Source organism: Treponema sp. SP13, from assembly GCF_050938355.1.
GTDB lineage: Bacteria > Spirochaetota > Spirochaetia > Treponematales > Treponemataceae > Treponema_D > Treponema_D socranskii.
In genome coordinates, this window is sequence record NZ_JADOVM010000001.1 from 447,699 (window position 1) to 472,412 (window position 24,714).

25 protein-coding genes, 1 tRNA gene and 1 pseudogene are annotated in these 24,714 nt (G+C 51.3%); all 27 read right to left on the bottom strand.

Annotated elements, in window-relative coordinates:
• Nucleotides 1-87 precede the first annotated feature (87 nt).
• The 27 genes and pseudogenes from IZU26_RS01955 to IZU26_RS02085 all read right to left on the bottom strand — a co-directional run bounded on the left by IZU26_RS01955 (nucleotide 88) and on the right by IZU26_RS02085 (nucleotide 24,704).
• Nucleotides 88-1,179 (bottom strand): flagellar filament outer layer protein FlaA, encoded by a 1,092-nt coding sequence (locus tag IZU26_RS01955; protein WP_433276350.1) that lies wholly within the window; start codon nucleotides 1,177-1,179, stop codon nucleotides 88-90.
• Nucleotides 1,180-1,250: 71 nt separating this feature from the next.
• Nucleotides 1,251-1,727, bottom strand: coding sequence for a GerMN domain-containing protein (locus IZU26_RS01960; RefSeq protein ID WP_433276352.1), 477 nt, complete (start codon nucleotides 1,725-1,727; stop codon nucleotides 1,251-1,253).
• Nucleotides 1,728-1,744: 17 nt separating this feature from the next.
• Nucleotides 1,745-2,806 (bottom strand): N-acetylmuramoyl-L-alanine amidase, encoded by a 1,062-nt coding sequence (locus IZU26_RS01965; protein ID WP_433276354.1) that lies wholly within the window; start codon nucleotides 2,804-2,806, stop codon nucleotides 1,745-1,747.
• A 13-nt stretch (nucleotides 2,807-2,819) separates the two neighbouring features.
• Nucleotides 2,820-4,616 carry an ATP-grasp domain-containing protein gene (locus IZU26_RS01970; RefSeq protein ID WP_433276355.1) on the bottom strand — a complete coding sequence of 599 codons (1,797 nt, stop codon included), beginning with the start codon at nucleotides 4,614-4,616 and terminating at the stop codon, nucleotides 2,820-2,822.
• On the bottom strand, nucleotides 4,609-7,173 hold the full coding sequence (locus IZU26_RS01975) for a cytidylyltransferase domain-containing protein (protein WP_433276357.1): 2,565 nt from the start codon (nucleotides 7,171-7,173) through the stop codon (nucleotides 4,609-4,611). Before IZU26_RS01975 ends, IZU26_RS01970 begins: the two co-directional genes overlap by 8 nt.
• Entirely contained in the window at nucleotides 7,104-8,057 is a 954-nt protein-coding gene (locus IZU26_RS01980; protein WP_433276359.1) for a hypothetical protein, read from the bottom strand. The genes IZU26_RS01975 and IZU26_RS01980 overlap by 70 nt, the downstream gene beginning before the upstream one ends.
• Nucleotides 8,032-9,579: a spiro-SPASM protein gene (locus tag IZU26_RS01985; protein WP_433276361.1), complete on the bottom strand. Its 1,548-nt coding sequence runs from the start codon at nucleotides 9,577-9,579 to the stop codon at nucleotides 8,032-8,034. Before IZU26_RS01985 ends, IZU26_RS01980 begins: the two co-directional genes overlap by 26 nt.
• Nucleotides 9,580-9,678: 99 nt before the next feature.
• The gene (locus tag IZU26_RS01990; RefSeq protein WP_433276363.1) at nucleotides 9,679-10,587 is read right to left on the bottom strand and encodes a nucleotidyltransferase family protein; all 909 of its coding nucleotides are present in this window, start codon (nucleotides 10,585-10,587) and stop codon (nucleotides 9,679-9,681) included.
• Between the two features lie 21 nt (nucleotides 10,588-10,608).
• A complete protein-coding gene (deoD, locus tag IZU26_RS01995; RefSeq protein ID WP_433276365.1) occupies nucleotides 10,609-11,307 on the bottom strand; it encodes a purine-nucleoside phosphorylase in 699 nt (232 codons plus the stop codon).
• A 177-nt stretch (nucleotides 11,308-11,484) separates the two neighbouring features.
• The gene (locus IZU26_RS02000) at nucleotides 11,485-12,546 is read right to left on the bottom strand and encodes a Gfo/Idh/MocA family protein (RefSeq protein WP_433276367.1); all 1,062 of its coding nucleotides are present in this window, start codon (nucleotides 12,544-12,546) and stop codon (nucleotides 11,485-11,487) included.
• The gene (gene ispH / locus IZU26_RS02005; RefSeq protein WP_433276369.1) at nucleotides 12,539-13,396 is read right to left on the bottom strand and encodes a 4-hydroxy-3-methylbut-2-enyl diphosphate reductase; all 858 of its coding nucleotides are present in this window, start codon (nucleotides 13,394-13,396) and stop codon (nucleotides 12,539-12,541) included. Before ispH ends, IZU26_RS02000 begins: the two co-directional genes overlap by 8 nt.
• A gap of 206 nt (nucleotides 13,397-13,602) precedes the next feature.
• On the bottom strand, nucleotides 13,603-14,847 hold the full coding sequence (secF, locus tag IZU26_RS02010; protein ID WP_433276371.1) for a protein translocase subunit SecF: 1,245 nt from the start codon (nucleotides 14,845-14,847) through the stop codon (nucleotides 13,603-13,605).
• Nucleotides 14,847-16,589 carry a protein translocase subunit SecD gene (gene secD / locus IZU26_RS02015; protein WP_433276373.1) on the bottom strand — a complete coding sequence of 581 codons (1,743 nt, stop codon included), beginning with the start codon at nucleotides 16,587-16,589 and terminating at the stop codon, nucleotides 14,847-14,849. Before secD ends, secF begins: the two co-directional genes overlap by 1 nt.
• A 15-nt stretch (nucleotides 16,590-16,604) precedes the next feature.
• On the bottom strand, nucleotides 16,605-17,000 hold the full coding sequence (yajC, locus tag IZU26_RS02020; RefSeq protein ID WP_021330519.1) for a preprotein translocase subunit YajC: 396 nt from the start codon (nucleotides 16,998-17,000) through the stop codon (nucleotides 16,605-16,607).
• 76 nt (nucleotides 17,001-17,076) lie between these two features.
• A complete protein-coding gene (locus IZU26_RS02025) occupies nucleotides 17,077-18,318 on the bottom strand; it encodes an ATP-binding protein (RefSeq protein ID WP_433276989.1) in 1,242 nt (413 codons plus the stop codon).
• A gap of 144 nt (nucleotides 18,319-18,462) precedes the next feature.
• On the bottom strand, nucleotides 18,463-19,326 hold the full coding sequence (locus IZU26_RS02030) for a TatD family hydrolase (RefSeq protein ID WP_433276375.1): 864 nt from the start codon (nucleotides 19,324-19,326) through the stop codon (nucleotides 18,463-18,465).
• Between the two features lie 9 nt (nucleotides 19,327-19,335).
• A tRNA-Leu gene (locus IZU26_RS02035) sits at nucleotides 19,336-19,421 on the bottom strand.
• Nucleotides 19,422-19,522: 101 nt separating this feature from the next.
• A complete protein-coding gene (locus IZU26_RS02040; protein WP_021330557.1) occupies nucleotides 19,523-20,014 on the bottom strand; it encodes a hypothetical protein in 492 nt (163 codons plus the stop codon).
• A gap of 10 nt (nucleotides 20,015-20,024) precedes the next feature.
• A complete protein-coding gene (locus IZU26_RS02045; RefSeq protein ID WP_021330522.1) occupies nucleotides 20,025-20,216 on the bottom strand; it encodes a hypothetical protein in 192 nt (63 codons plus the stop codon).
• On the bottom strand, nucleotides 20,213-20,581 hold the full coding sequence (locus tag IZU26_RS02050; protein WP_310822600.1) for a YraN family protein: 369 nt from the start codon (nucleotides 20,579-20,581) through the stop codon (nucleotides 20,213-20,215). Before IZU26_RS02050 ends, IZU26_RS02045 begins: the two co-directional genes overlap by 4 nt.
• Before the next feature lie 47 nt (nucleotides 20,582-20,628).
• Nucleotides 20,629-20,898 carry a hypothetical protein gene (locus tag IZU26_RS02055; RefSeq protein ID WP_021330504.1) on the bottom strand — a complete coding sequence of 90 codons (270 nt, stop codon included), beginning with the start codon at nucleotides 20,896-20,898 and terminating at the stop codon, nucleotides 20,629-20,631.
• A 114-nt stretch (nucleotides 20,899-21,012) separates the two neighbouring features.
• Nucleotides 21,013-21,264 (bottom strand): EscU/YscU/HrcU family type III secretion system export apparatus switch protein, encoded by a 252-nt coding sequence (locus IZU26_RS02060; protein ID WP_310822598.1) that lies wholly within the window; start codon nucleotides 21,262-21,264, stop codon nucleotides 21,013-21,015.
• The gene (locus IZU26_RS02065) at nucleotides 21,261-22,505 is read right to left on the bottom strand and encodes a hypothetical protein (protein WP_433276378.1); all 1,245 of its coding nucleotides are present in this window, start codon (nucleotides 22,503-22,505) and stop codon (nucleotides 21,261-21,263) included. The genes IZU26_RS02060 and IZU26_RS02065 overlap by 4 nt, the downstream gene beginning before the upstream one ends.
• A gap of 237 nt (nucleotides 22,506-22,742) precedes the next feature.
• Nucleotides 22,743-23,081: pseudogene (rplS, locus tag IZU26_RS02070) on the bottom strand (50S ribosomal protein L19); the annotation flags it as partial.
• Nucleotide 23,082: 1 nt separating this feature from the next.
• Nucleotides 23,083-23,874 carry a tRNA (guanosine(37)-N1)-methyltransferase TrmD gene (trmD, locus tag IZU26_RS02075; protein ID WP_315600991.1) on the bottom strand — a complete coding sequence of 264 codons (792 nt, stop codon included), beginning with the start codon at nucleotides 23,872-23,874 and terminating at the stop codon, nucleotides 23,083-23,085.
• Nucleotides 23,875-23,878: 4 nt separating this feature from the next.
• Nucleotides 23,879-24,463: a ribosome maturation factor RimM gene (gene rimM, locus IZU26_RS02080; RefSeq protein ID WP_433276380.1), complete on the bottom strand. Its 585-nt coding sequence runs from the start codon at nucleotides 24,461-24,463 to the stop codon at nucleotides 23,879-23,881.
• A gap of 7 nt (nucleotides 24,464-24,470) precedes the next feature.
• Nucleotides 24,471-24,704: a KH domain-containing protein gene (locus tag IZU26_RS02085; protein WP_016521604.1), complete on the bottom strand. Its 234-nt coding sequence runs from the start codon at nucleotides 24,702-24,704 to the stop codon at nucleotides 24,471-24,473.
• Nucleotides 24,705-24,714: the final 10 nt, after the last annotated feature.

Genomic DNA, 24,714 nt, shown 5'->3' on the forward strand with positions numbered 1-24,714 from the left:
CGAAATCAAATTATAAAAAAAACGTCCCTTAACCCCGCCGAACAAGGCAGGTATAAAGGACGTTTATTAAAGGAAACTTACGGCAGCTTATCGTGCATTGGCGGAATTACCCGACGAACGTGCAGCGTTCGACGTGGAATTTTCGTTGAGGCTCGACGTAAAGCTCTCTTCCGTAGTCTGCTTAACGCGTTCGAGATAACGGTTCACCTGCTTGTTGCCGAAGCGCTCCATTTCGATCGCTTGGCGTTTCTTTTCACGCGCGCCGACAATGCCCCACACATCTTCGTCCGCGATATCGCGCTCGGAAGTCAGCACGGCTTTGTCGTAGATCATTTTGACGTCTTTGAAGTAGCCGATATAGTCACCGCCGATGTGAGCAGCGTCGCGCGTAATCTGGAAGCCTGCGAATTTTATGTACGGAATACCGCGCGGATAGATCGGATATACGCGAATTTCGCGGTTGCGGATATCGGCGATGTACTGCGGGTTATTCCATACGAGCTCTTTCCAGCCGTCGAATCCGAGATAGCCCATAAAATAGCGGCGTTCGATTCCGTCGTTGTCTTTGAGCAAAACGTACAAGCCTTCGGGGTAGTTCATGCCCATCGTTGTGACGGCGATCGATTTGATTGCACCGACGTTTCTGACAACGCCGTAACCGTCTTCAAAGAGAATTTTGCCGCTCGCTTTTTCTTCGTCGGTCTGTGCCTGACGGTTGCCGTCGGCATCGGCACCGGCAAGAGGCTCAAATGCCGGAATGTCGAACGGCGGTTCGATACGCGCGTTTGCATTTGCATTCCATTCGGGGAAAAGAATACGAACGCCCATGACGTTCGAACCCGCAAACGGAACATCGGCTTCGCTGCGCACAGGGGCGGCGACGACCGTCGAAACCCCCATCGACTGCACGTTTTGCGCCGATGAATTCAGCACGACTTCCCATTCGGGGAGAGCGAGCGAGGTTTTCATGAGATCCCGCTGCTCCGCCGTGAATGTAGCGCCCGCAGCTGCAGCGTAATTCATCACAGTACGGCCGTTTTGCGTCGGATTGCCGTTTGCATCGGCGACGACGTCCGCATCGAGCTGCGTAAAATCGATAAGCATCGATTCAGCAGCAAAAAGCCCCGCGCCTCCGGTAAGCAGCATCCCCGCCGCAATCACTAAAAAAGTCTTCTTCATTTTGGAAGCTCCTTATACTATTCGATGTAGCCTTGTACCGTCTATCACGATATTACAAAAAACTCCATTTGTCAAGGATTTTCTTTTCGCAAATCCCCGACGGCGCTTTTTTCATACGCATGATTGCCGGCGACAAACACTTCGATAGTATGAATATTTTTAAAATTATACAGGATATTTTTCCTGAATAATTCCATCCCTTGTCGTATTTCGGATGCGCCGTCCGATTCGGAAATGAGCGCGTCCGAAAGATCGACATACAGAACGCCGCCGCGCTCAAAACACGATTGCGCACGGGTACCCCGCGTAAAAAGCGGGCGGTATTCCGCAGTCAAAGGCCCGAGCAAAAGTTCGTCTACGTAGCAGTTTACATCCCCCTGCACGGGATCTTTCGGTAAATACCTCGACTCCATGCAGATTTTGCCGGTTGCAGCCGACTGAAACATAAACACGTAGCGTATGCCCGGATAGCTCATCATCCACAGCACAAGAGACAGAACGAAAGAAGCCGACACGATCACGATAAACGCCGTTGTTTTTCTTTTCATAGCGCCATCGTACAAAATCATTTTGATGATGTAAAGCCTCTCGATCGCTCAAAGTGCGTGATAAAATCGCTTATGCCGTTATATATGCCGAACGCGGCTTTTTGCAGATACTGCGTATCGCTTAAATTCCGCGCTTCGGTATAATTCGTTAAAAAACCCAATTCGACGAGCACGCTCGGCATATTCGCATTGCGTACGACGAACCACTCTTCCGCTTTTATGCCGCGCGCTTTCGACTTGTCGCCTATCTGTGCCTGCAAACCGTCCATGATAAATTTCGCGATGAGGACGCTTTCGGTCGTATACTCTTCCTCCGTCATCGCGTTTAAAATCGGAAAGAGCGTTTTATCTTCTCCCGCAGCAGCCTTGTCGATAACGGTGCGGCGATATCCCGGCGACAGATACCACACTTCGTAGCCGCTCGCTTTTTTATCCAAGGAAGCGTTTACGTGAACGGAAACATACAGCACCGCTTCGTTTTTTTTCAGCCGTACGGAATTGGCGATATCGGTCCGCTGGCCGAGCGACAAAAAAGTATCGCTGTTCCTCGTCAATATGATCTTTTTGTCGGGAAACGCCGTTTTAAGTTTTGCGTACAGCATTTTTCCGACGGCAAGCGTTACGTCTTTTTCCCGAATAACGAGCGTATTGCCGTTTTGCCGGAACACTTGGCTCGCCCCCGGATCTTTTCCGCCGTGTCCCGGATCGATTAAAATCGCGCCGACGCGGTAGTGCGCTTCTTCGCTTTCCGTTTTAAAAAACGATTCCGCCGTATCGATAAAAGCCTGCGACACGAAAAGGGCGCCCGACTTCGCGACGGGGGCATCGGTTACCGAAAGCTTTCGGTTATCGAGCAGGACGACGCTGTCGCCCGCACGGAAACTGATTTGGTGACCGTTTTTTTCCATGAGGCCTGTTTCGGATAGGCTGTCCCAATACAGGAGAATGCCCGACGCTTCGGCTTTTTTCAGCAATTCGATCCTTTCCGCCGCATAGCTTTGCGCCGCCGCTGTAAAAAGCAAAACAAGAAAAGCGAATATAATCCTATGTCGTTTCGGCATGTTCATAGCCTTTTTCATTCTCCGATAATCTTCAAAAGCCGGGATTTGCCCTATCTATAGTATCGGCAAAATACAGCATTCCCTGCACCCCCCCACGCAGTCCCGCGCGCCAAAATTTTTTCGCGTCGAGCTCGGGATGATCGGGACAAACTTCGTCGAAAAGTGCGCAGCTTTCGGCAAAACTTCGGTGATTCCAATCGCGCTCATCCGATTCGTAAAGTCTGCGCAAAAATCGCGGCACGCAATCGGAGACGCGAGCGCCTTTCGGTATGACGCCCGTCACCGACCTCCAATCGATCGCAGAACAGACAGATGCATCTTGCCGCGACGTAGCAGCGAAAGCCGATCCGTACGCATCTTCGCTTTCAACAGCGGCAGAGGCCGCCCCGTAAGCGTCGGGCGGAAAACGCTCGCCGCCTGCGTCCGCTTTTTGTACGAGCGACTGTGCTTTCGCTGTTTTATCCGCCGTACGATTTTCCGCTGTGCATGATTTTGACGCGGCGGCTTCCGCATCGGTAAAAAACGCATCCGTTTCGGGGACGCAGGGTTCCAAGCGCAGCACGATTTTAGAAACCGCTTTTTCCGCGGCGGCGATTGAATCTTTACGCGACGGAGACGATGAAATCACATTGCCGCATTTTTGTACGTTGTTGTGCGGAAAGACGACTGCATCCCCCGCACCGCTTCGCGGAAATACGTCTTTGACGAAGGGAACGGAACGCGCCCTTTCCAAGCCCGATACTTCTTTAACGATTCCCGGAATTGAAATCCACGCGCGCTCCGCGCTCGCATCAACACACGGAAGTTCGTACAGTTCGTAGGGCGCGCGACAGTTTCCGCACAATGAGGGCGGCGTAAACGGAATGCGTTTCCGATGCGCTTCGAGAAACGAAGGCGTTTTTCCGCACGCTATGAGGAGCGCTTGTTCGGTGAGATTGCAGTGCGACGCGTAAGGGTATGTCCAGCCCGACATAAAGCCGCCCGAAAGACGAGCGGCCACTTCGCCTATCATCGGCCCTTTTTCCGTATATTTGATGTCGGCCTTTGCCGCCCCGCAGCTAAGGCCGAGCGCTTTTGCCGCAAGCGCAAAGACTGCAATGAGTTCGTTTTTTTTCGCATCGGATATCGCAGTCGGCATCGTGTGCCCCGTTTCGATAAAGTACGGCGGAAAAAATATGTGCCGATCGGCAAAGCCCGTAATCGTCATCGCCCCGTCACAGATGAGCGCGTCGATCGAATATTCATCACCGCTCATGTATTCTTCGAGGATGGCGTTTTCAGTCCGCGAAGACGCAAGGGCCGTCTGCAAAGCATCTTCCGCTTCGTCTTCACTCCTTATCATGCGGCAGCCGCGGCCGCCCATATTGTCTACGGGTTTTACGACGCAGGGAAAGCCGAGTTCCCGCACACATTTTTTAACAAAATCGAGATCGCTCTCTTTTTTCGTTATGCCGAAAAATTTCGGAGAGGGTACGCCCGCTTCCGAAAACTTTTGCCGCATCCGCACTTTGCCGCTCGCGTTGCAGGCAGCTTCATAGGAGTGGCAGGCAAGTCCGAGCTTTTCACCCGCGTATGAAACCGAAGCCGAAAAATCGGTTCCCGCCGTAAAGATCGCCGCAAGCCCTCCTTCCTTTTGTAATTTTTTTGCGAATTCGTAAATCCCTTCTTTATCTTTTAAATCGATGCGTTCGAATCGGTCGCTAAGTCCGACGCAGACGGCGCCTTCGTTACCGTCGACGACGACCGCGCGGCAGCCGATGTTTTTCGCCGCTTCGATCGCGGGTTTTTGCAAAAAGCCCGCGCCGAGTATGAGTATGTTTTTATCCATGCGATTTTTCTCCCTCTCCCGCACCGCCCGTTTTTCTGCAGTACACTTCGAAAGTATCGCCGAGACGTGAGATGCGGCTTCGGAAAGCGTAGAGCGAATACATAAGCGAATCTTTTTGCCAGCCGTGTTTTTTCACTTGCGGAAAACGCTCGGGATGATGTCCCGTCGAAATTATCTTTTCAACCGTAAAGCCGAATCGCTTGAGTATGTGTTTCGCTTTGGACGGTTCCCACAAAGTATAGTGATCGGCGGGGCTCTGCGCATAAAAATCGTCCGTATTCATAAGAGCGGAAACGCCTTCTGCTGACGGCGTCGAAAATGCAAAGATGCCGCCGTCTTTTACCAAAGCGCGAGCGCTTTCGAGAACGCGATAAAGATTTTGAAAGTGTTCTATGACGTACCACATCGTAAGCGCATCGAATTGCCGCACGCCGAATTCCGACGCAGGATCGAAGTCGGGAAAAGAAGTACAGGATGCGGGAAAGAGAAGCGAAGACTGCACATAGGATACTGCGTCTTTCGAAACGTCGGCGCCGAAGACCTGCCATCCGTCTTCCGCAGCGGCCGCAAGGAAGGGTCCGTAGGCGCAGCCGACGTCGAGCACGGAAAGTTTCGATGCAAAGCGTTTTTTATTTTTGACGAGCGAATCGATTTCGCGGATACGGCGGACTCCTTGCGCCTTTATCGCATCGAAGTCTTCGAGATAGGTTTTGCCGTACTGCGCTTTATACTCTTCGGCAAAATAGGTTTTGCCGTAATCGGGTGCGGCGTTTGAATCCGTCCACGACATATAGATCATGGCGCACGAAGCGCAGCGTCTGAACGTCCGGTGCAGCGTACGCGAAACGACGGCGTTTTTTTCGGGATCGCTTTGTCCGCAGACGGGACAAGAGAAACGCTTGCCCTTTGCAAGGGATGCGATAAAAGCGCCGAGCGACGCGTGCCGATTTACGGGCTCGATATGCGGATAGAGTTTTTCGCTTTCGCTTAAAACCGCATGCAGTTTTTTTCCCGCAGCATCTTTTTTTTCGAGACAGACGAATCCGTATTTTTTTGCAAGGGATGCGTGCAGCTTTGTCGGCGAAAACAAAAGCACGGCGCAACCTGCATAGGCGGCTTCGTATGCGGTAAGCCCGTAATGCGTTACGACGAGATCGTAGGATGAAAGTATTTCGCGCAAAACGGGAACGGGGCGCATACACGTTACACCGGCCGCTTCCGCTTCCGACGAGCCGATGCCTTCGGGGACGACTGCGCTCACAGAGAGACCTTCGCGCCGAAGCGATATCGATACGGGAACGGTGAGGGAAGCGGGATCTTCGCCTCCGAAACACACGAGAGCGGTTTTTATATCGGAGCGCGTTTTGCAACGTTCCCCGCTCCGCGTACGGGAGGGCATCGTCATAAATGCGCTTTCGCTTATATTCGATTTTCGCGAAAGATTCGACGGGATGATATCGATGAGGTAATCGCAAAAGCACGTATTGTCCGAGCCCTCGTCGATCGCAGCAAGGGGGGCTGCGGCACACAGGGAAGATGCCGTATGTTTATCGAGCGAAAAAAAATCCGAAACGATGAGCGAATATTCCCCGGGGAGCGGATATTCCGTGACGATCTGCCAATCCGAAAGCCCCCGTCCTTTCGCCTGCTCCGTAAGTTCGCCGCATTCACGAAGCGACGCATCTTTCGGAATATAGACGAGGGCGCCCGACTCGATCGCGGCGTCAAGGCTCCTCCTCAGATGTCCCGTCCCGCCCCCTTCTTTTACCGACGGCACAAAGAGCACGGGATGCGTAACGCTCGGTTCGGAAAAGGCCGATAAAATCTGCTCCGTCGTATAGGGCTCATCTTTCGCTTTTCCCTTGGAAAGAAAGCGAACGGCCGAAAGCGCTCTTCGGTAATCGGATGGCGTGTCGATCGTCGTGCGGCAGTCGGGATAATAAAAACGAGCAGGCGCTTTTTGCATCACAGCCGAAAAGCGGTTTCGGTGATTGTAGAGAGAAGGAGCCACGTGTTCGCGGTCGTAAGGCAGGCTTGTCGATTTTTCGGCCGCGACGAGCGATTTGCCGCTGAACACTTCGACGCCCGAACCGTGCGGCAGCCCCGTCCACGTCATATAATCGCACGGAGAAAGTGCAATGCGGCGCATATATTCGTCGAGGAGAGACTCCGCCGCTTCGTAAAATAAAAAGGGATTGTCGGCGGTCGCGCGCACGACGACGTCCGCATCGATCTTTTCGATCAATAGGCAAAAACGCTTTAAAACATCGTCGAGCGGTCCTGAAAAAATATCCCAGCCGCACGAGCGCGCGACCGGCTCGAGTTCGGGAAAGGATGCTTCATCCGTCGCAACGTAATACGCGTCGGCTTTTACTTTTTTCATCGCGGAAAGCGTCCACGCGAGCACCGGGCGACCGCCCAAATCTTTGAGCGCTTTGCCGGGAAAGCGTGTCGAAGACATTCTGCACTGAACGATTACCGCCGTCATCATTCTCTCCATGCTTCTATCAAATGCTTCGCGTCCGTGTGGAATCGCGCACGGTTCGTATGCACCCATTTTTTCGCATCGGAAAACCGCCGCTTCGCTTCGAAAAAGCCGCACGACGAATGTGCAAGAAAATTAAAAAACGAAAGAGGTGCGACAGATCCTCCCGAATCGGATTTAAAACGCGGCGCCAAATTTTTGAGATAAAACTGCAGATAAGTTAAGTCCGCCGTCGTGTCTTCGATCGGAACGCGCTCATTGTAAGAAAAAAGCATCGATGTCGAAAGACAAGTCTCTTCTCCCCACAGCCACGAACGCAGCGCCAAATCGAGATTTTGATAATACGGAGACGTAATCGTATAGTCGAAACCTCCGAGTCGGATGAATTTCGGTTTATTATACAGACCGATATAATCGAAAGGATACAATGTATGCATACCGTCTTTGACGACTGCGGATTGAGAAACGAAAAACTTCCCGCGAGATGCTTCGGGCGTAAAGCTCACCGGAAGCGCTTTTTTTTCCGCATCCAAGAGGCGCGGCGTGATGCAGTATGTTCCGGTTTTTATGAGATTTTCCGCGAGGTGCGGCTGCAAAATCCCCTGAGGGATGTAAAGCGAATCGCGCAGCACGAGCACGTAAGAAGAAGGAGCTTCGCCGATGCCGATATTGATCATATCTCCGTCCGTCACCGCTTCGAGGGGAACTACGAACTGCACGGACGGGATGCGTCTCGAAAGCTCTTCGATATTGCAGCTGCCCGAATTCGGTTCGATCGAAACGACGGAAGCGAAGCCGCATTTCGAAAGCGTTTCAAGCGTCTGCGCGTGAAAGCGGCTCGCGTTCGAATTGAGGAGGACGGCGGAAACGTCCATCTTTTTTTCCGACGGCGCTCTCCCGCCGATAACGGTGCGGTTGATCTGCCGTTCGTTAAAAATTAAAGGTATAGTATTCATCGCATTTCCCGCATACTTCCCCGTATTCGCACTTCATATCTTTTTCGGCGTAAGAGGTCATGCGCTCCCAAATCGATGCAAGGCTTTCCGTAAACGCATTGCCTATAATATTGTTAAAAACGTATTCGCGGCACGGCGGCACACTGCCGTCGGAGAGGATCGTCATGTCGCGCCGCAAATGCCAGCACGGATTCCGTTCGAGGGGCGAAAGATCTGCGGGTTTACACTCGGGAAGGAGACCTGAAAACCAATCGTATTTTTGGATTATCACTTTGCCGCCGTTTTTATCGTCTTTCCAAAAGCGGTAAAAGGCTTCGAGTTCCGCTTCGTTGTCGTTCGTCCGAACAAACTGAGGATAGGTCGTATCGGGAAACGCGCGCTGCAAAAGAGCGACGGCTTTATGAGCTTTTGAAAGCGAGCCTTCCGAACCTCGCATCTTTTTGTACGTCGCTTCGCTTACCGCGTCGAGCAGTACGATCCAAATGATTTTCCCGCCTGAAGCCTCTTTGACTTTTTCGCACAGTTCTTCGGTTACGTGCAGACCGTTCGTTTCGACAAGGAGCGAAAGCCCGTCGTAAGAAGCGGCTTCTTTAACAAAATCCGTAAAATCGGGATGCAAAAGCGGCTCACCCCACGCCGAAAGCGAGACGACGGCGCTTTCCGAAAGGGATGCCATTTGCGACACGAGCGGCCGGAATTCGGCGAGCGTCATATCGCGCGGATTTTTTTCCCCGTACGTTTTTTTATATGCTTCCCTGTACGGCGAATAAATGCATTCACCCTCTTCCCTGCCTGAAATCTGCACGTTGTAAAAGGCGGGTACGGTTTTCAAAACCGACACGAGGGTCACCGCTTTTTCAGAAAGACTTGCCGCGTCTTTTCCCTCTCCGCACGCATCGTAGAGCGCACGAGAGGCGATATAGCCCGCCTTCGTCGAACATTCGAACGAAAGGCGGTAGAGGCGCCAGTCCTTCGGCGCGAGTACGGTTTCGATTTCAAACGAATTGATATCGGTTTTTAAAATCTTCATGACGGCATCTCGTGTGATGACTTCATCTCCGAGATTTTTTTGCCGCGCAAGAGAAGCAATGATGGCCGCCGCCCCCGTATCGATCGCTTCGGGTGAAAAGCCGTAGGGATAGCCGTCGACAAAAGTATATTCTGCGGCATAGATTTTATGCACGCGAAGGATTTCATCGCTGAGCGCTTTGTCGAAAAAGGGACAGTCGGCGGCGGCGTAGAGCACAGTTTCCGCTTTTTCACTAAAACTTGCGATTTCGTCGAGTACATCGGCCGTCGTCCACACTTTCTTTTCTTTTACGGAAACGGGCACGGAAGAGGATGCGGCTTCGCTTTTACACCTTTCGGCATTATCGGATGCGGCAAGGACGATGACGGGGGTACCTCCCGAAACGGAAGCCGCCCACGAAAGCGCCCTATCGTATGCGGAACGTCCGCCGAAAACTTTTTCGAACATATACCGAGCGCCGAATGCGGCATTTAAAATAACGACGGTTTTCATCATTACAGTATCGGCAGATTTTTATGCGGGTATAAATAGAGGAATGAATATTTTTTAGAGAGCCTCTAAAAATTCAATCGAATCTTTAGAGGCGCGTTTTTATTTATCCCACAGTTTATCGGGATAGTAGCCTGCTTCGATCTTTTTCGCGATTTCCGCTTTGACGATCGCTTTGTCTTCGGGGTAGGTCATGCCGAACCAATTTTCGTCCGACGTAAAAAATCGGATGCTTCCTTTGCGGCTTTTGACGATTTCGCCTGCGGCGACGGGGAGAAGCGCTTCGGCTTTTTCGCTTTCGGCGTTGTGCGCAATAAAATCTTTCCAGAATTTATTAAACGAATCGAATGCCGCGGGAGAAAAGCCGAAGAGGTTCATACTTACCCATTCTTTTCCCGTCATCGATTTTTTTTCGCCGTCGATTTCGCTTACGATGCCCTCTCCTTCATAATAGATTTTCAGATTTTCGACGATGGAATCGAGGCAGCCGTCTTTTACCGTGCAGACGCCGCGGGAAACGGAACCGCTTTTACTCATCGTATTGCCGAGCACGTAGCCGACCATCGCGTGGGCGGTGCTGTCGTTTGCGATCCCCGAAAGATAGGTGCCGATCGTTTTAAAAGCAGACCTCCCGTAATAGTCGTCGGCGTTGACGACGGCAAAGGGAGAGGCGATCGCATCTTCTGCGCAGAGTACGGCGTGCACCGTACCCCACGGTTTTTTACGGTTTACAGACAATCGCTTTTCTTCTTCGGTAAGCAGACTGTCGTGAGTTTGAAAAACGTATGTTGCATCGAAATTGCGCGCAACGCGGTCGAACAGCCGTTCGCGGAAATCGTGTTCGATATCTTTTCTGATAATGTAAACGACTTTACCGAAGCCCGCTTCCCTTGCATCGTACGTCGCATAGTCGAGCAGGCATTCGTTGTGCAGCCCTACCGCGTCGATCTGTTTAACCCCGCCGTATCTGCTTCCCATTCCCGCCGCAAGAACCAATAATGTCGGTTTCATCTTTACCTCCCGAATCGCCGCTTACAAAAGACTTTCCAGCGCAAGCCTAATCATATTATCGAACGTCGTCTGTCTCTCTTCCGCCGTCGTCTCTCCGCCCGAAACGATGTGATCGCTCACGGTAAGGATCGCGAGCGCTTTCCGCCCGAACTTCGCCGCAAGCATATACAGTTCCGCCGCTTCCATCTCTATACCGAGCACGCCGTAGCGCGCCCACGTTTTCCAATTCTCGTTTTCATCGTAAAAAAGATCGCTCGATGCGCAGGGGCCGACGGCAACTTTTATGCCGAGCTTTTTGGAGCTTTCATAAGCCGACAGCAAAAGCGAAAAATCGGCGGAAGCGGAAAAATGCAGATTGCCGAAACGCTGCGTCATAAGAGAAGAATCGGACGAAGCGGCGTTTACGAGGATCGTATCGCGCAATTTCAAAGACGCTTGAATCGCGCCGCAGGTACCGACGCGGATCGCTTTTTGCACGCCGTAAAATTGGAAAAGTTCGTTCACGTAAATCGAAAGCGAAGGCTGTCCCATGCCCGTCCCCTGCACCGAAACGCGCTTTCCTTTATACGTGCCGGTATAGCCGAACATATTGCGCACTTCGTTATAGCATTCGGGTTTTTCCAAAAAATGTTCGGCGATATACTTTGCCCGAAGCGGATCGCCGGGAAGCAAAACACAGTCCGCGATCGCGCCTTCAGGCGCATTGATATGGGTACTCATATTTATCGATTATAAAGCGTACAGCCGAAAAAGTAAATCGGACGGCGTATAAGGGGAACGAAACTTTTTTGCCATCCCGCCCTTCGCGGCTCGCTCACACTCGGCGTCCTCGCTTTGCTGCGGTCGCTGCTTCGCACCGCTTCGCGCGGGCGTAGGCCGCACTTTCATGCAATAACCTCATGCGCAAAGTTCCGCACGGATCCGTTCGAGGATGTCGAGGGTCTGCAATCCGTCTTCGAGCGTCGATTTGAGCGGAGCAATTCCGTCGAGGAAATCGACGCAGCTTTTCACCATATTCGAAAAGCATCGTGTCTTTTTCGGCGCGGAAACTTTTTTATCTTCGGCAAGCGAATAAAATCCCGTGTACAGCTTCGCTTTTTCGCGACGGTAAAATTTCGCGTAACCGTTTCCGATCGCGACTGCCCCTTCGGTTCCGAGTATGTCGACACCGAACGAAAAAAAACGCGAGCGCCCGCTCATCGTAAGCGTGATGTCGGGACAGACATCGGATGCGAAATGCGCGGACAAATTTTGTACGATCGACGGATCGCTTTCATCGCGGTGTATGCCCGTAATCGACATATTGTACAGCACGCTCCGTCTCTTTTCCGTTTCCGCACTGTTTGAATTGTCCGACAGCAAATACTGCACGATATCGACGAGGTGCGTGCCGTCGTGAAAGAGGCTGTACTCGCCGGATGCTTCGTATTTTTTTCCGTAGACGCGAAGGCCGGAACAGAGTTCCGCGCGCATGCGCTGGATGGCACCGATTTTTTTTATGTAGGATTTTGCTGCCGCGTAATCGTCGGCAAAGCGCCGCTCGTGGTTTACGATAACGGGTACGCCGTATTTTTTCGCTTCGTCCGCGATCGCAAGTCCGTCTTTCATGCACAGCGCGACGGGCTTTTCCAAGATCAGTAATTTCGGTTTACTCCGTATCGCAGCGAGCGCGACTTCCAAATGCGCGCTTTCGTTGACCGCAACGACGACGATATCGGGACTGCATGCGGCAAAGAGATAGCTTGCCGTATGATAAGCAGCCGCGCCCCTGCAGTACCGTTTCCACGCCGCAAGTTTTTCGGCATCGGTGTCGCAGCCTGCAATAATGCGTATTCGATGATTTCCTCGGAGAGCGGCCGTGTGGCTTGCCGGCTGTTCGCGCTTTTTATCGAAGCCGAGCGTAAAACCGATCCTCCCCGTACCGATTATAGCCGCAGTATATTTTTTTTTGCTACGCATCGCTTCCGCTCTTGAGCGCCGCTTCGACTTCATCGATTATGTAATCGGGCGTACTCGCTCCGGCTGTAATGCCGACCCTTTCCATTTTAAAATAATCGCTCGGAATCTCATCCGCCGTTTCGATCAAATCGGCGCGGCACGATTGTGCTCTTGCTGCAAGCAAAAGCCGCTTTGTATTCGCGCTGTTTTTTCCGCCGACGACGAGTACGCCGTCCACGTCCGGACAGAGCTTTAAAAGCGCATCCTGCCTCGCTTTCGTCGCGGGGCAAATCGTATGTATGACGGTGAGCGAGGGACACTTTCGTTTTAACAATTCCGCGATTTTTTCGAATTCCGTTTTGCTGAACGTCGTCTGAGAAAGGAGCACCGCTTTTTCATTTTCCGAAAGCGAAAGCGTTTCGGCTTTTTCCGCGTTTTGCACGAGCACGAAACGCTCTTTCGCGTAGCCCGCAATGCCTGCGACTTCGCCGTGCTTTTCATCGCCCGCAAACAGCACCGTACAGCCTTTTTGCGCTGAGGTGGCGGCAAGCTTTTGGCTTTCGGTAACGCGGGTACAGGTTGCATCGACGACCGTACAATTCCGCCTTTGAAGCGTTTCGATCGTTTCCGGCGGCACTCCGTGCGCACGGATGATGACGACGCTGCCGTATTCGGCTTTTTCGGCATCGTTTTCGCCGAGCACCGTAAGCCCCTGCTTTTCAAGCACTTCGAGGGCAAGACGGTTGTGGATGAGCGGACCGAGCGTATATACTTTTTTTCCGGGATTATCCGAAATCGCCCTTTGCGCCGCATCGAGCGCATGGCGCACGCCGAAACAACAGCCGAGGACATCGGAGCGGATGACAGTCATAGAGGCAGTATAACTCGAACGGGAAATTTAGTACACCGCACGACAACAACAAATTACGCAACAGCGAGTTTCGAATGCGGGTTTTAAGCGCCGCGGCAGGTGAGATAACCCTCCGCACGAATAACCGTCGCACGCACCCAATCGTCATAAAAAAATACCGCGCACTCCCGCGCGGTATTTTTCGAAACTACGTCAATGAAATGCGCTTACACGCTTACTCCGACGTCGAACACGCCTTTTTGGAGCTTCAGCGAATGGTGAATGCCGTACTCCGGTTTCCAATTTTTTCGCGTCGCGGCGATAAATCCGCTCGAAATGAATATGGACGAATAACAGCCGCTGACAAGTCCTACGAGGAGTGCGAGCGCAAAGTTTTTGATATCGCCCTGCGTAAACACGTAGAGGGATGCCGCCGCAAACATCGTCGTCACCGTCGTGATGATCGAACGGCTCAGCGTATCGGTGAGCGCCTGATCGATGATGTCGGTAAATTTTTTCGTGTCTTTCATGATCGGCAAAAGCGCGCGTTCGCGATCGAGGATAACGATCGTCGCGTTGATCGAATAACCGACAATCGTCAAAATCGCCGCTACCGTCATCGTCGAAAATTCAATCTGCGACCATACGATAAACGTTATCATAATAAGCGAGTCGTGGATGAGTGCGAATACCGAGCCGAGTGCGAAATCCCAGTGAAAGCGGATCGTCGCATACAGCCATATAAGCGCAACGGCAAAGGCAAGCACGATGATCGACTGCACTGCAATCGCGCGCGAAAAATTCGAACCGATAAAATCGGTACGGATAACGACGACGTTGTCATTTCCGAATTTGTTTTTCAGATTCGTCAAAACCGTATTTTGCAGATCGGCGCTCGATTTTCCGTCCCCCTTATCGGCCATGCGGATTTGAAAACTCGCCGCTTCTCCCGCACCGAGCTGCTGAATCGAAATGCTTTCGACCGACGAAAGCGCTTCGCGCACTTGCGAAACGGCGACATCGGTTTTTCCTGCGGAATACAAGCGATACGGAGTCGATGAAAGTTTATTCGACGCGTTCGTATCGGCGAACAAATCCGCCGTCGAAGAAGATGCGTTCGAATTGACTTGCGCGCGGATTCCGTCGATCGCATTGAGACTCGACGCGAGATCGGAAACCGTTCGGTTTGCGGCAAACGAAAGCGTTTCTGTTTTGTTTTCCGAACCCGTTCCGCTTATGACGACGTCGATCCCCTCACCGCTCATGTCGAGGCTGACGTTCGCGCTGCCGGAATAACTCACGTCCAAAACGGCGGGCGCGATGCGCACTTCTTCGAGTAAGCCGGGACGATAGTCGAGACCGAAATTGATTCCGCGTATAAAAAATCCCGCGATACCCGAAACGATGATCGCCGCGCTGATGACCGCACACGGAAGGAAACCTTTGCTGAAATGTATCGTCTTTCGCGTCATTATTTTACCCTCCAGCTGATGCTCACGGTATTTTTGCGGAACACGTCGGTATTGAAATCGAACATGAGGTGCGACACGAACAAGGCTGTAAACACGGAAGAGACGACACCGATCGCCAAGCTGACCGCAAAGCCCTGAATCGCGCCGCTGCCGAGCTGAGACAGGAACATCGCCGCGATAAAGGTCGTAATATTCGAGTCCATGATCGCCCAAAACGCATTACGGAAACCTGCGGCGATCGCAGCCGTACGTCCTTTGCCGTCGGAAAGCTCTTCTTTGATGCGCTCGAAAATGATAACGTTCGCATCGACCGCCATACCGATCGTCAAAATCATACCGGCGATGCTCGAAAGCGTAATCGTCATATTGAACGCCGAGAGCACCGAAAACATGATGTAGAGGTTGAGGATCTGCGCAACGCACGCGTTCACGCCCGCACCTTTATAGTAGACGAGCATAAAAAACATGATTGCGCCGAGACCGACCAACACTGCGATGATGCCCATCCGCTTCGCCTTCTGCCCGAGAGAGGCGCCGATGACTTGCTGGCTTTCGACCGAAAGCGGCACGGAAAGCCACGCCGTCTGCAGCACTTTTTGCAGCGTCTGCGCTTCTTCGAGATTGAAACCCGTTATCGCAACGCGGCCGCCGGTGATCGCGTCGTTAATCGTCGCCGCCGAGCGGATTCTGTTGTCGTTTACGATGGCGAGCCGCTCGCCGACGTGAGCCGATGTAAACTCGCCGAAAATCACGGCACCGTCGCCGTCAAGCACGAAATCGACTTCGGGGCGGTTCGTTAAATTGCTCGAACCGACTTCCGCCGATTTGATATGCCGGCCGTCGAGCGCGATCTCTTTTTTTACTGCAAGCCAGCCGATCCGATCTTCGAGACCGTAGTCGTCGTTTTGATAGAGGCCGAGCACTTCACAGTCGGCGGGGATAACGGAAGCGTCGAGCAGCGTACCGTCGGAAGCGAAGACGTTTCCGGGATTTTGTAGATAATAATTATTAAATGCTTGAGTTGCCGCATCGTCGACGAGACGGAAATTCAAAATACCCTTTCCCATGATGATCGTATTGATCGCATCCGCTTCCGTAGCTCCCGGAATTTCGATATAGATGCGGTCTTCGCCCTGCTGTCGGATCACCGGAGACGTAAGACCGAAGCGGTCGATCCTGCTCGAAAGCGAGTCGATCGCCTGCTGCATCGCGTTCGCTTTGAGCGTCGCGCTCGATTCGGCCGTATCGGCTCCTTCCTGATTTTTTACGGCGGCGTCCAAATCGGCTTTAACGATGATGTTCATACCGCCGGACAGATCGAGTCCGAGCTTTACCGAATTTTGATATTGCTTTTTCGCTTTTAAAATGGCGTCGCGGTAGCGGGCCTGCACCGCTTCACGGAATTCCTGTTCGCTTGAAAATGCGTTGAGCACCGCGCTTTTCGTCAAAGGCGACGGCACTTTCGCACCCATATTTTTATAGTTCCGCGCGACGATCTTTTTTATCCAGCCGTAGGATTCGTCGAGCTGAGCGTTCGGATCTTTTCGCGCCGCATCCGTAAACGCCTTTACGTCGTCGGAGGCTTTTACGGTCGCGTAATCTTTAATGCTCTGCAGCGAACCGAGTGCGAGCGCTTTCATCTCTTTCGGCGTGCCGTAGTACCAGCTGATCGACGGCCACAAAAAAGCGAAACAAACGGCAAGCACCGCAAGCAGGATTACAAAACGAGTACGTTTATTCATGCTGACAGCTCCGTTTTATTTCTTTTCCTCTGAAGGTTTTTCCGCATCGGCGTCGGAAGATTTTTTCGCGTCTTTTGCAGGAGCTTCGGGATTTTCGATTGCAGCGATAGCGCTCCGCGTAAATTTGATCTTTGTCGCATCGTCCACTTTCACGATGACGTTTTTTTCGTCAACCGAAGAAACGACGCCGTGAATGCCGCCTATCGTAACGACTTTATCGCCTTTTTTCAGCGCGTCGAGCATTTTCTGCGTTTCTTTTTGTTTTTTGCTCTGCGGGCGGATAAGGAAAAAATAGAAAATAACGACGAGCAGCACCATCATCACGATCGATGACATAAAACCGCCGGTTGTCGACGCACCGCCGGCCGCTCCGCCTTCGGCTGCGCCCATTAAAAAAGGAATAAACGACATTGTATAGCCCCTTCATTTTATTAAAATTTGACAAAAATGCCAGTTTTATGAGCATATCACGAGAGAAGTCGGCGCGTCAAGTCTCCGATAAAAAATCGACGATGTTTTTATGAATAACGCCGTCCCTGCCGAAATCGACGCGATCCATGGACAGCACGTATTTCGGAAAATTGTCTTCAATCGATTTATACACCCCGAATTCCCGCTCGCGCGTTTTTTCGTCGGTCAACAGATAGGCGACCTGATAATAAAAAATCCGATCGTTTTTTTGCGCGATAAAATCGATTTCCCTGTCTTTCAGTTTTCCGATTTTTACCTCATAGCCCCTCGACGCAAGTTCGATAAACACGATATTTTCCAGCGTCCGTTCTATATCCTTTGTATTGGAAAATCCCTGCGCCTGCCGAAACCCGTGATCCGTTACATAATATTTTTCGTCCACTTTGAGGATTTTTTTGCCCGCCATATCATAGCGCGGAACTTTTTTAATGATAAAAGCATTTTGGCAATATTCCAAATAATTTAAAATCGTATCGATTGAAATATTTCGTTTTTCATTTTTAAAATAATTTTTAATACCGTTTGCCGAAAAGGTGTGCCCGATATTTTCAAGCACATACGATAAAATGCGGTTAAAACCGTCGACATCCCGAATATTGTTGTACTGCAAAACGTCTTTAACCAATACGGTGTTGTACACATCGTTTAAATATTTAAAACAGGGAGAAGCGTCCAAATCAAAATAGCGCAAAAAAGGCATTCCGCCGATCTGCAAAAATTTGTCGAACAGCGCTTCTTTAGATATTTTTTTATTTTTAAAAACCTGCACAAATTCGCCGAAGGTAAACGGATAAATTTCAAAGGTCGTATACCGCCCCGAAAGCAGTGTTGCAAGATCGCCCGAAATAAGCGTTGAGTTCGATCCCGTTATGTAAATGTCGCAGTTTGTATCCACGTTGAGACTGTTGACGACTTTTTCCCAGCCCGCAACCGTTTGTATTTCGTCGAAGAAAAAATAGAGTTTCTTTTTTGTTTTTTGAATTATAGGCTGCAAATAAGCGCGCAAAGCCTTTGCGGTAGTTATATCGAAAAGTTCGGCCGATTCGAAGTTGAGGTATACTTTATTTTTGTCGGGTATGTTTTTTAAAACTTCGTCTTTTATTATCGTTAAAAGCGTGGACTTTCCGACCCTTCTCATGCCGGTCAACACTTTAATAACCGGCTTGTCTACGAATTGTACAATCTGCGTTATGTACTTCGGTCTGATAATACGATCCGTAAGCGAGCTCCTTGTCGATTTCGACTGTAATCGATAGATTTATGAAAACGACAGCAGTTTCGATTATAGTCGAAACAATCGATAAAATCAACGCGATTTCGATTATAGTCGATAAAACAAAAAAACGTTTTGCTTACGGCGCGCAATGCAAAATACGACAAAAGCGACATCGTCCCGCGCTGCCTATCCTTCGAGCACAAAGAGACGGCGGCAGTTTTCATCGACGGTTTCGCTCAGCGCTTCGGGACTTAGGTTTCGCGCTTTTGCGACATAGCGGTAAACGTGTTCGACAAAAAGCGGCGTATTCGTTTTGCCGCGGTACGGAACGGGAGCAAGATACGGGGAATCGGTTTCGCAGAGAATTCTGTCCGAGGGAACGCAGCTCAAAAGCTTTTGCATTTCGTCCGCTTTGCCGCGCTTTGCGTACGTAACCGAACCGCTGAAACTGATGTACCAGCCGCAGTCGAGAAAAGCGCACGCTTCTTCGATGCCGTACGAAAAACAGTGGATGATTCCTCTGTCGTATTTCGATTTTTTTATGCACCGATACGTATCTTCAAAACCGTCGCGGCTGTGCACGACAAGGGGAAGCTTGAGTTTTTTTGCAAGCTCGATCTGCATTTCAAAAAGCTCGCACTCCCCTTCCCTCATCGCCCGATCGGAATCGCTTTCATATCTTCCGTCGGCGGCCGGATTCCAATGCCGGTCGATGCCGCACTCTCCTATAGCCGCGATCTTTTCGGAAAACGAAGCGATATCTTTTTCGAGCGTTTCAGTCATCTCTTTCCGATGCATAATCGCGTCGGAAGAAGGCCACAAGCCCGCAGTATAATGCAGCATGCGCCGGGCATTTTTTTGCAGTTCTCCGCTTACACGCGAAAGCGCTTTTTCCAGTGCGGCTTTTCGCGCAGACAAATCGCCGCTTTCGGTACCGATATCGAGCGCAAAAAGACAATTGCGCTTTGCCATTTCGGAAAGGATTTCCGCGCCGTCGCACCCCGTGCGTTCACACATCTTGGAAAAATGAAAATGAGTATCCGAAAACATAAAGGCTTTTGCCAGGAACCGGAATCGAACCGGCACGGCATTTAACTGCCGAGGGATTTTAAGTCCCTTGTGTCTACCAATTCCACCATCCTGGCGACACATGCGCTCCACTATAACTTGTATGTCGATTTTTGTAAATAACCCGATGCGCGTATCTTGAAGACACGTAATATTTTCGATACGGCGTTTGCCCGCGCTAGACTTGACTGTAGAGGCTGCTCAGTTCGCTGCGCCACGGGAGCTCGGCGTCGCGCCCTTCCCACTCTATCGTTTTAATAATTTTAAATGATTTTACGTCGCGCGGATCTTCGTAGCGCAAAAGCGCAAAGCGGCCCTGACCGATGTATGCGATTTTTTCGTTTTCACCGAGCGTTTCCGTTTTATTCAACTGATCCAAAATACAATCGAAGTGCGCGGGATTTCCCGACGCTTTATCGACGACGGCGCTCGCCATATCTTCGATATCCTTTCCGCAGATGGGACATACGACGCGGCGCTGCTTGAGTTCGCGGATCGCTTCGTCTTTTTTCTTTTGCGCTGCGATATTTTCATAGAGGTGACGCTGAACGGCGGCATCGCGAAGTTTTATATTTTTATTATCCGTTTGCTTACCGCCGGAACGGGAATTTTGAGCGTTTTGATTTTTCCAATCACGCCTGCCGCGTCCCCGCTTTGCATTTTTTCCCATGATTACTCCGTTATTCCGTAAACAGCGGATCGTCTTCAGGGTTTTCAATCAATTTTTTGCTGATAACCTGAGCGATCCTCTGTACCGCCGTATCGATATACTCCGCATCCCGAATCATCTCTCGCAGCGCAAGCAGACGGGGCGGTATGTCCGCTTTTTGTTTTTCGAGAACGAGAGTAGTTGTTTTCAGACCGGAAATCATACAAGCTCCGAAAAAGCGTTTTCAATGTGATATACGGCCGGCAAAGACGGCATATCCACAACAATCACATCGTATCTGATATAGTGCTTACTATATTGTCGATTGTTTAAGAGAAAACGTTTAGACGTTTCTATAATTTTTTTTTGTTTCCGGCCGTCGAGCACGTGCGAAAGCATATCGGCGTTTCCGTTCGGAAGCGTCTTCACTTCGGCAAAAACAAGCACCTCGTTCGACAAAGCGATTATATCGATTTCACCGCTTTTTGTCTGCCAATTCCGCGCCACGATCGAATAACCTTTTTCGGTCAAATAACGCGCAGCTTTTTCTTCTCCCGATTTTCCGATCGATTTTTTTGAAGCGCTCACAGACGGATTGGACTCGCTTTGAACGACATACGATTCCCGTTACGCGTTTAGAGCGGCATATCGTCGTCGACAGGCTCGAGTTCGTCCACGTCTTCGAGATTCGCATTTGTTTGTGCGTCGATTTCCGCCTGCGAAAGCACGTGCCCGACCGTGAGCAAAAACGGGACCTTCCAATTTTTGAGCGCGGCAAGGTGATACGGCTTTGCCGGCTTTCCCGCGGCGAGAAACATGTTTTTTCCGTCGTCAAAAAATACCGGTGCGGAAAAACGCATACCTTCTTTAATATCGTTTTGCGTAAGCTTCAAAAAACCTGCCATACAACCCCCTCGTATTTTTTAGGCTGAATCTCGAGTTTTGAAAAAATCGACTCGAAATTGAACCTTCAATAAGTTTCGTCCCTTAAAAATCCGATCGATTTTTTGAGATGTCTTTTATCGTTTTTTATCCTGCACTTTCAGCACAAAGGCGAATATCCCCGCGAGCACGCCCCACGTTTCTTCCGGCACATAGGAGCCGATTTCTTTGAGCGTCAAAACATCGGCGAGATTCGCGTTTTCAACGACGGCGATACCCTGCTCTTTTGCAATTTCGACAAGCCTTTCCGCCGCCTCGCCCCGAGCGGATGCCGTTACAAAAGGTGAAGGCGCTCCTTCAGGGTACTTCAGCGCGACCGCTTTTTTCATACGCTGCCTCTGACAACGGAAATACCGCTTTTTTCGTAAAAGCCCGAAAGCATGCCGGCTTCCGCCCGTTCAACGCTGAACGACTTCCCGCCGAACGCCGCTTCGAGCGCTTTTTTGAGCAATGCGCTTTCGCCTGCACGCTCCTCGCCCGATGCGGCATAGAGCACGCGACAACGTTCCTTATGTAAGTATATCACAAAATAATAAAATTGCCCAGCGAAATCGAGCGTTGCCGTATATTTTTCCGCTTTTTTTTGCCGCGCGTCCGTAAAAAAACGGAGCACGCCTTTTCCCGTTTGTGCCCCGCCGTCGAGGGAAATCTCGAAAGGAAGCTGAATCCAGCTTGCGCCGGAAGAAAACCCGCGGTGATTGAAAAGGGTAAGGACGCCGCCTTCGCTTTGCTCAAGTGCCCGCCCCGACAGTAAGCCGCAAAAAAATCGCCGCACTTCCGCTTCTATTTCGGAAATGAGCGCTTTCGGCGGCCGCCCCGCATCGGATCCGCTTTGCCGCCCGCTCTGCACGGAATTTCCCTCTTTCACGAAACCGCCTTCTTCCGCGCTTTCGTTTTTTCCGCCGTTTTGCGGATCGCTGCCGCGCTTTCCGTCCGCCCCTCCTCTCTTTGCACGTCCGCCGCTTTGAGAATCTGCATCGCTTTCGGAGTCCTTATCGCTTTTTTCGTTTTCACCGACAATCGCGGCGACGGCATCTTTTCCCATAGGGATACCTTTTTGCTCCAAAAGCAGAGCCGCTTGTGCCGCTTCTTTTTCACGCCGGGGAAACGACAGCGCGATGCGGCGTGCATCGTTAAAAATCCTCTCGTCGAATTTCATGCCGAGCGACTGCATCGCGGCAAAAAGAGAAAGGGTAATATAGTCGGAGGGAAGATTGAGAGAAGTGAAATAGCGGACAAGCTCCGCATCGGAGAGCGTTCCGTCGGGATTGAGTGCCGTCGAAAACGTCGTTACGAGATGTTCGTTTGAAAAAGGGGCATCCGCGATAAGCGGTGAAAGGACGAGTGTTCCGTCTTTGAGCGAAACGGAAGCGGAAAAAACCGCACCCTGCATAAGCGGTCTTTCCGACGTAACGGAAAACCTGCCGCCCGCAAAAGAAACGATATACGAGTTTTGCCCCGTTTGTGAAAGGATACGCACGGAAACGACATCCCCTTCGCGAAGCTCGTGCCGGTTCGGCATACCGGAAAGGGAAGCCGTCTGAACGTATACGCGGGAAATCGTATCCATGCGCCGGAAAAATTATCGACAGGCTGTCGAAAAAGCAACCGACTTTTGAGACAGCCCCATCCGCTTCTAAAAACCGCTTGCGTTTTCAGAAGCGACACGTTATTTCTTTTTCGCTTTTTCAGCCGCTTCCGCTGCGTGTTCTTCTTTTTGCTCTTCTTTGATTGCAGCTTCCTGAGCGGCGGCCGCGGCATCGGCTCGAGCGTTGCGTTCGGCAAGAGCCGTGGCGATGTTTCCGCCGACGCGCGTTTTAATGCGCTTCGCTTTACCGACGGCATCGCGGAGGTAATAGAGTTTTGCACGGCGGACCTTACCCGGACGTACGATCTCTACTTTCGTGATCCGCGGCGAGTGCATCGGGAACACGCGCTCGACTCCGACGCCGTACGATTCTTTGCGGACCGTAAATGTTTCGCGCGTACCGCCGCCGTTTTTCGCGATAACGACACCTTCGTACACTTGAATGCGTTCCGTTCTGCCTTCGACGATTTTAAAGAAAACTTTTACCGTATCGCCGACATTAAATCCCATGGCGCTCGCGCGCTTTTGTTTTTCTTCAATACCCTTAATGATATCCATCTCAGTCTCCAGCTTTCCGAGTCCGTTTCGCCCGCTTCTTTTTTCCGGCGGTTTTAAGCGAAACCTGCTCCGTAATTTCCTTAATAATTTTTTCGGCTTCCTCCGAAAGCGTACCCGCGTTTCGCGCAGACGCTATCAAGTCCGGCCGATTGGCAAGCGTTTTCGCAACGCTCTTTCGCAGCCGCCACGCGCGTATCGCTTCGTGGTTTCCCGACCGCAGCACTTCGGGTACTTCTTCTCCCCGATAATTTTGCGGCCGCGTATACTGCGGATATTCAAGCAGTCCGCCCGAATAGCTTTCTTCGTCGAGCGATTCCGCCGAAATGACGCCGTCGATCAGGCGGTACACCGTGTCGATGACGACTTCCGCCGCAACCTCTCCGCTCGACATAACGTAATCCCCGATCGAAATCTCTTCGTCGACATACCGATCGATTATCCGCTGGTCGATCCCTTCGTATCGTCCGCAGATAATGACGATTTCGCTTTCACGGCTCAACTCAAGCGCTTTCGCCTGCGTAAAAGGCTTTCCTCCGGGCGTCACATAGATGACGCGCTTTTTGTACGCCTCTACGCTGTCGAGCGCTTCTCCGAGCGGCTCGGCGAGCATAAGCTGCCCCGCGCCGCCGCCGTACGGACCGTCGTCACAGGAACGGTGTTTATCGCGGGCAAAATCCCTGATATCCGTCAAGACGCAGGAAATAATCCCCTTTTCAACCGCTTTCGCCATAATCGAATTTTCGAAGTACGCGCGCAGAATATCGGGGAATAAGGTCAGCACGGTAAATTGCATGGAATCACTCCAGAATCCAGAGGTGCATCAGCTCCACCGTTTTGCCTTCGATATCGACCGCGCCGATATGCTCCTCCGTAAAAGGAACATAGACCGTTTTCGGTTTTCCCGAAACGGTGCGTTTGACATCGTCCGCAAGAACGCTGCAAGCCTCGGAGATGCGCACTTCCAAAAGCTGCGCCGCTCCGCCTTCCAATACGTCCGTGATCTTGCCTATCGTTTCGACAGGCGCGGCCGAAGCCGCCGATCCGTTTTTGTCCTCATATACGAGAGAACAATCTTTCAAATCATCGATGTACCATTCTCCCTTTTTCAAGGGATATGCACACTCGCGCGGTACGACCACTTCCCACCCGTTGTACTTTCGTACCGCTTCGGGAGAATCGATTCCCGCCAATTTCATAAACACGCAGGTACCGCCCCAGTCTGCAGATTCGACTCTGCGCCGCTCGGTTTCCTCGCCGTGCCGTAAAGTAACATCCTTGAGCGAAACGATGTGATCGTACGCGCCGGAAGCACTCTCTATTTTACATTCACCCGTAATCCCGTGTGGACCGCGGATAAAGCCGACTGCAAGCTGATCTTTCATCGACCCGTCAGTCTAAAATGTCGAGACTGTAATGATTTCCGTCCCTTGCCGCCGATGCGCTCAACACCGTGCGCATCGCTTTTGCGATACGGCCGTATTTGCCGATCACTTTACCGATATCGCTTTCGGCCACTTTCAGCTGCAAAACCGGCCCGCGTTCGCCCTCCGCTTCGGTAACCGAAACCGCGGAAGGATCATCGACAAGCGACTTTGCAATATATTCGATTAAATCCTTTTCCATTCAGCCGCCT

Bases quoted from the DNA above. Each gene is read 5' to 3' on its own strand.
- IZU26_RS01955 (WP_433276350.1), bottom strand. From the start codon at position 1,179: ATGAAGAAGACTTTTTTAGTGATTGCGGCGGGGATGCTGCTTACCGGA.
- IZU26_RS01960 (WP_433276352.1), bottom strand. From the start codon at position 1,727: ATGAAAAGAAAAACAACGGCGTTTATCGTGATCGTGTCGGCTTCTTTC.
- IZU26_RS01965 (WP_433276354.1), bottom strand. From the start codon at position 2,806: ATGAAAAAGGCTATGAACATGCCGAAACGACATAGGATTATATTCGCT.
- IZU26_RS01970 (WP_433276355.1), bottom strand. From the start codon at position 4,616: ATGGATAAAAACATACTCATACTCGGCGCGGGCTTTTTGCAAAAACCC.
- IZU26_RS01975 (WP_433276357.1), bottom strand. From the start codon at position 7,173: ATGGGTGCATACGAACCGTGCGCGATTCCACACGGACGCGAAGCATTT.
- IZU26_RS01980 (WP_433276359.1), bottom strand. From the start codon at position 8,057: ATGAATACTATACCTTTAATTTTTAACGAACGGCAGATCAACCGCACC.
- IZU26_RS01985 (WP_433276361.1), bottom strand. From the start codon at position 9,579: ATGAAAACCGTCGTTATTTTAAATGCCGCATTCGGCGCTCGGTATATG.
- IZU26_RS01990 (WP_433276363.1), bottom strand. From the start codon at position 10,587: ATGAAACCGACATTATTGGTTCTTGCGGCGGGAATGGGAAGCAGATAC.
- deoD (WP_433276365.1), bottom strand. From the start codon at position 11,307: ATGAGTACCCATATCAATGCGCCTGAAGGCGCGATCGCGGACTGTGTT.
- IZU26_RS02000 (WP_433276367.1), bottom strand. From the start codon at position 12,546: ATGCGTAGCAAAAAAAAATATACTGCGGCTATAATCGGTACGGGGAGG.
- ispH (WP_433276369.1), bottom strand. From the start codon at position 13,396: ATGACTGTCATCCGCTCCGATGTCCTCGGCTGTTGTTTCGGCGTGCGC.
- secF (WP_433276371.1), bottom strand. From the start codon at position 14,847: ATGACGCGAAAGACGATACATTTCAGCAAAGGTTTCCTTCCGTGTGCG.
- secD (WP_433276373.1), bottom strand. From the start codon at position 16,589: ATGAATAAACGTACTCGTTTTGTAATCCTGCTTGCGGTGCTTGCCGTT.
- yajC (WP_021330519.1), bottom strand. From the start codon at position 17,000: ATGTCGTTTATTCCTTTTTTAATGGGCGCAGCCGAAGGCGGAGCGGCC.
- IZU26_RS02030 (WP_433276375.1), bottom strand. From the start codon at position 19,326: ATGTTTTCGGATACTCATTTTCATTTTTCCAAGATGTGTGAACGCACG.
- IZU26_RS02040 (WP_021330557.1), bottom strand. From the start codon at position 20,014: ATGGGAAAAAATGCAAAGCGGGGACGCGGCAGGCGTGATTGGAAAAAT.
- IZU26_RS02045 (WP_021330522.1), bottom strand. From the start codon at position 20,216: ATGATTTCCGGTCTGAAAACAACTACTCTCGTTCTCGAAAAACAAAAA.
- IZU26_RS02055 (WP_021330504.1), bottom strand. From the start codon at position 20,898: ATGGCAGGTTTTTTGAAGCTTACGCAAAACGATATTAAAGAAGGTATG.
- IZU26_RS02060 (WP_310822598.1), bottom strand. From the start codon at position 21,264: ATGAAAAAAGCGGTCGCGCTGAAGTACCCTGAAGGAGCGCCTTCACCT.
- IZU26_RS02065 (WP_433276378.1), bottom strand. From the start codon at position 22,505: ATGGATACGATTTCCCGCGTATACGTTCAGACGGCTTCCCTTTCCGGT.
- trmD (WP_315600991.1), bottom strand. From the start codon at position 23,874: ATGCAATTTACCGTGCTGACCTTATTCCCCGATATTCTGCGCGCGTAC.
- rimM (WP_433276380.1), bottom strand. From the start codon at position 24,463: ATGAAAGATCAGCTTGCAGTCGGCTTTATCCGCGGTCCACACGGGATT.
- IZU26_RS02085 (WP_016521604.1), bottom strand. From the start codon at position 24,704: ATGGAAAAGGATTTAATCGAATATATTGCAAAGTCGCTTGTCGATGAT.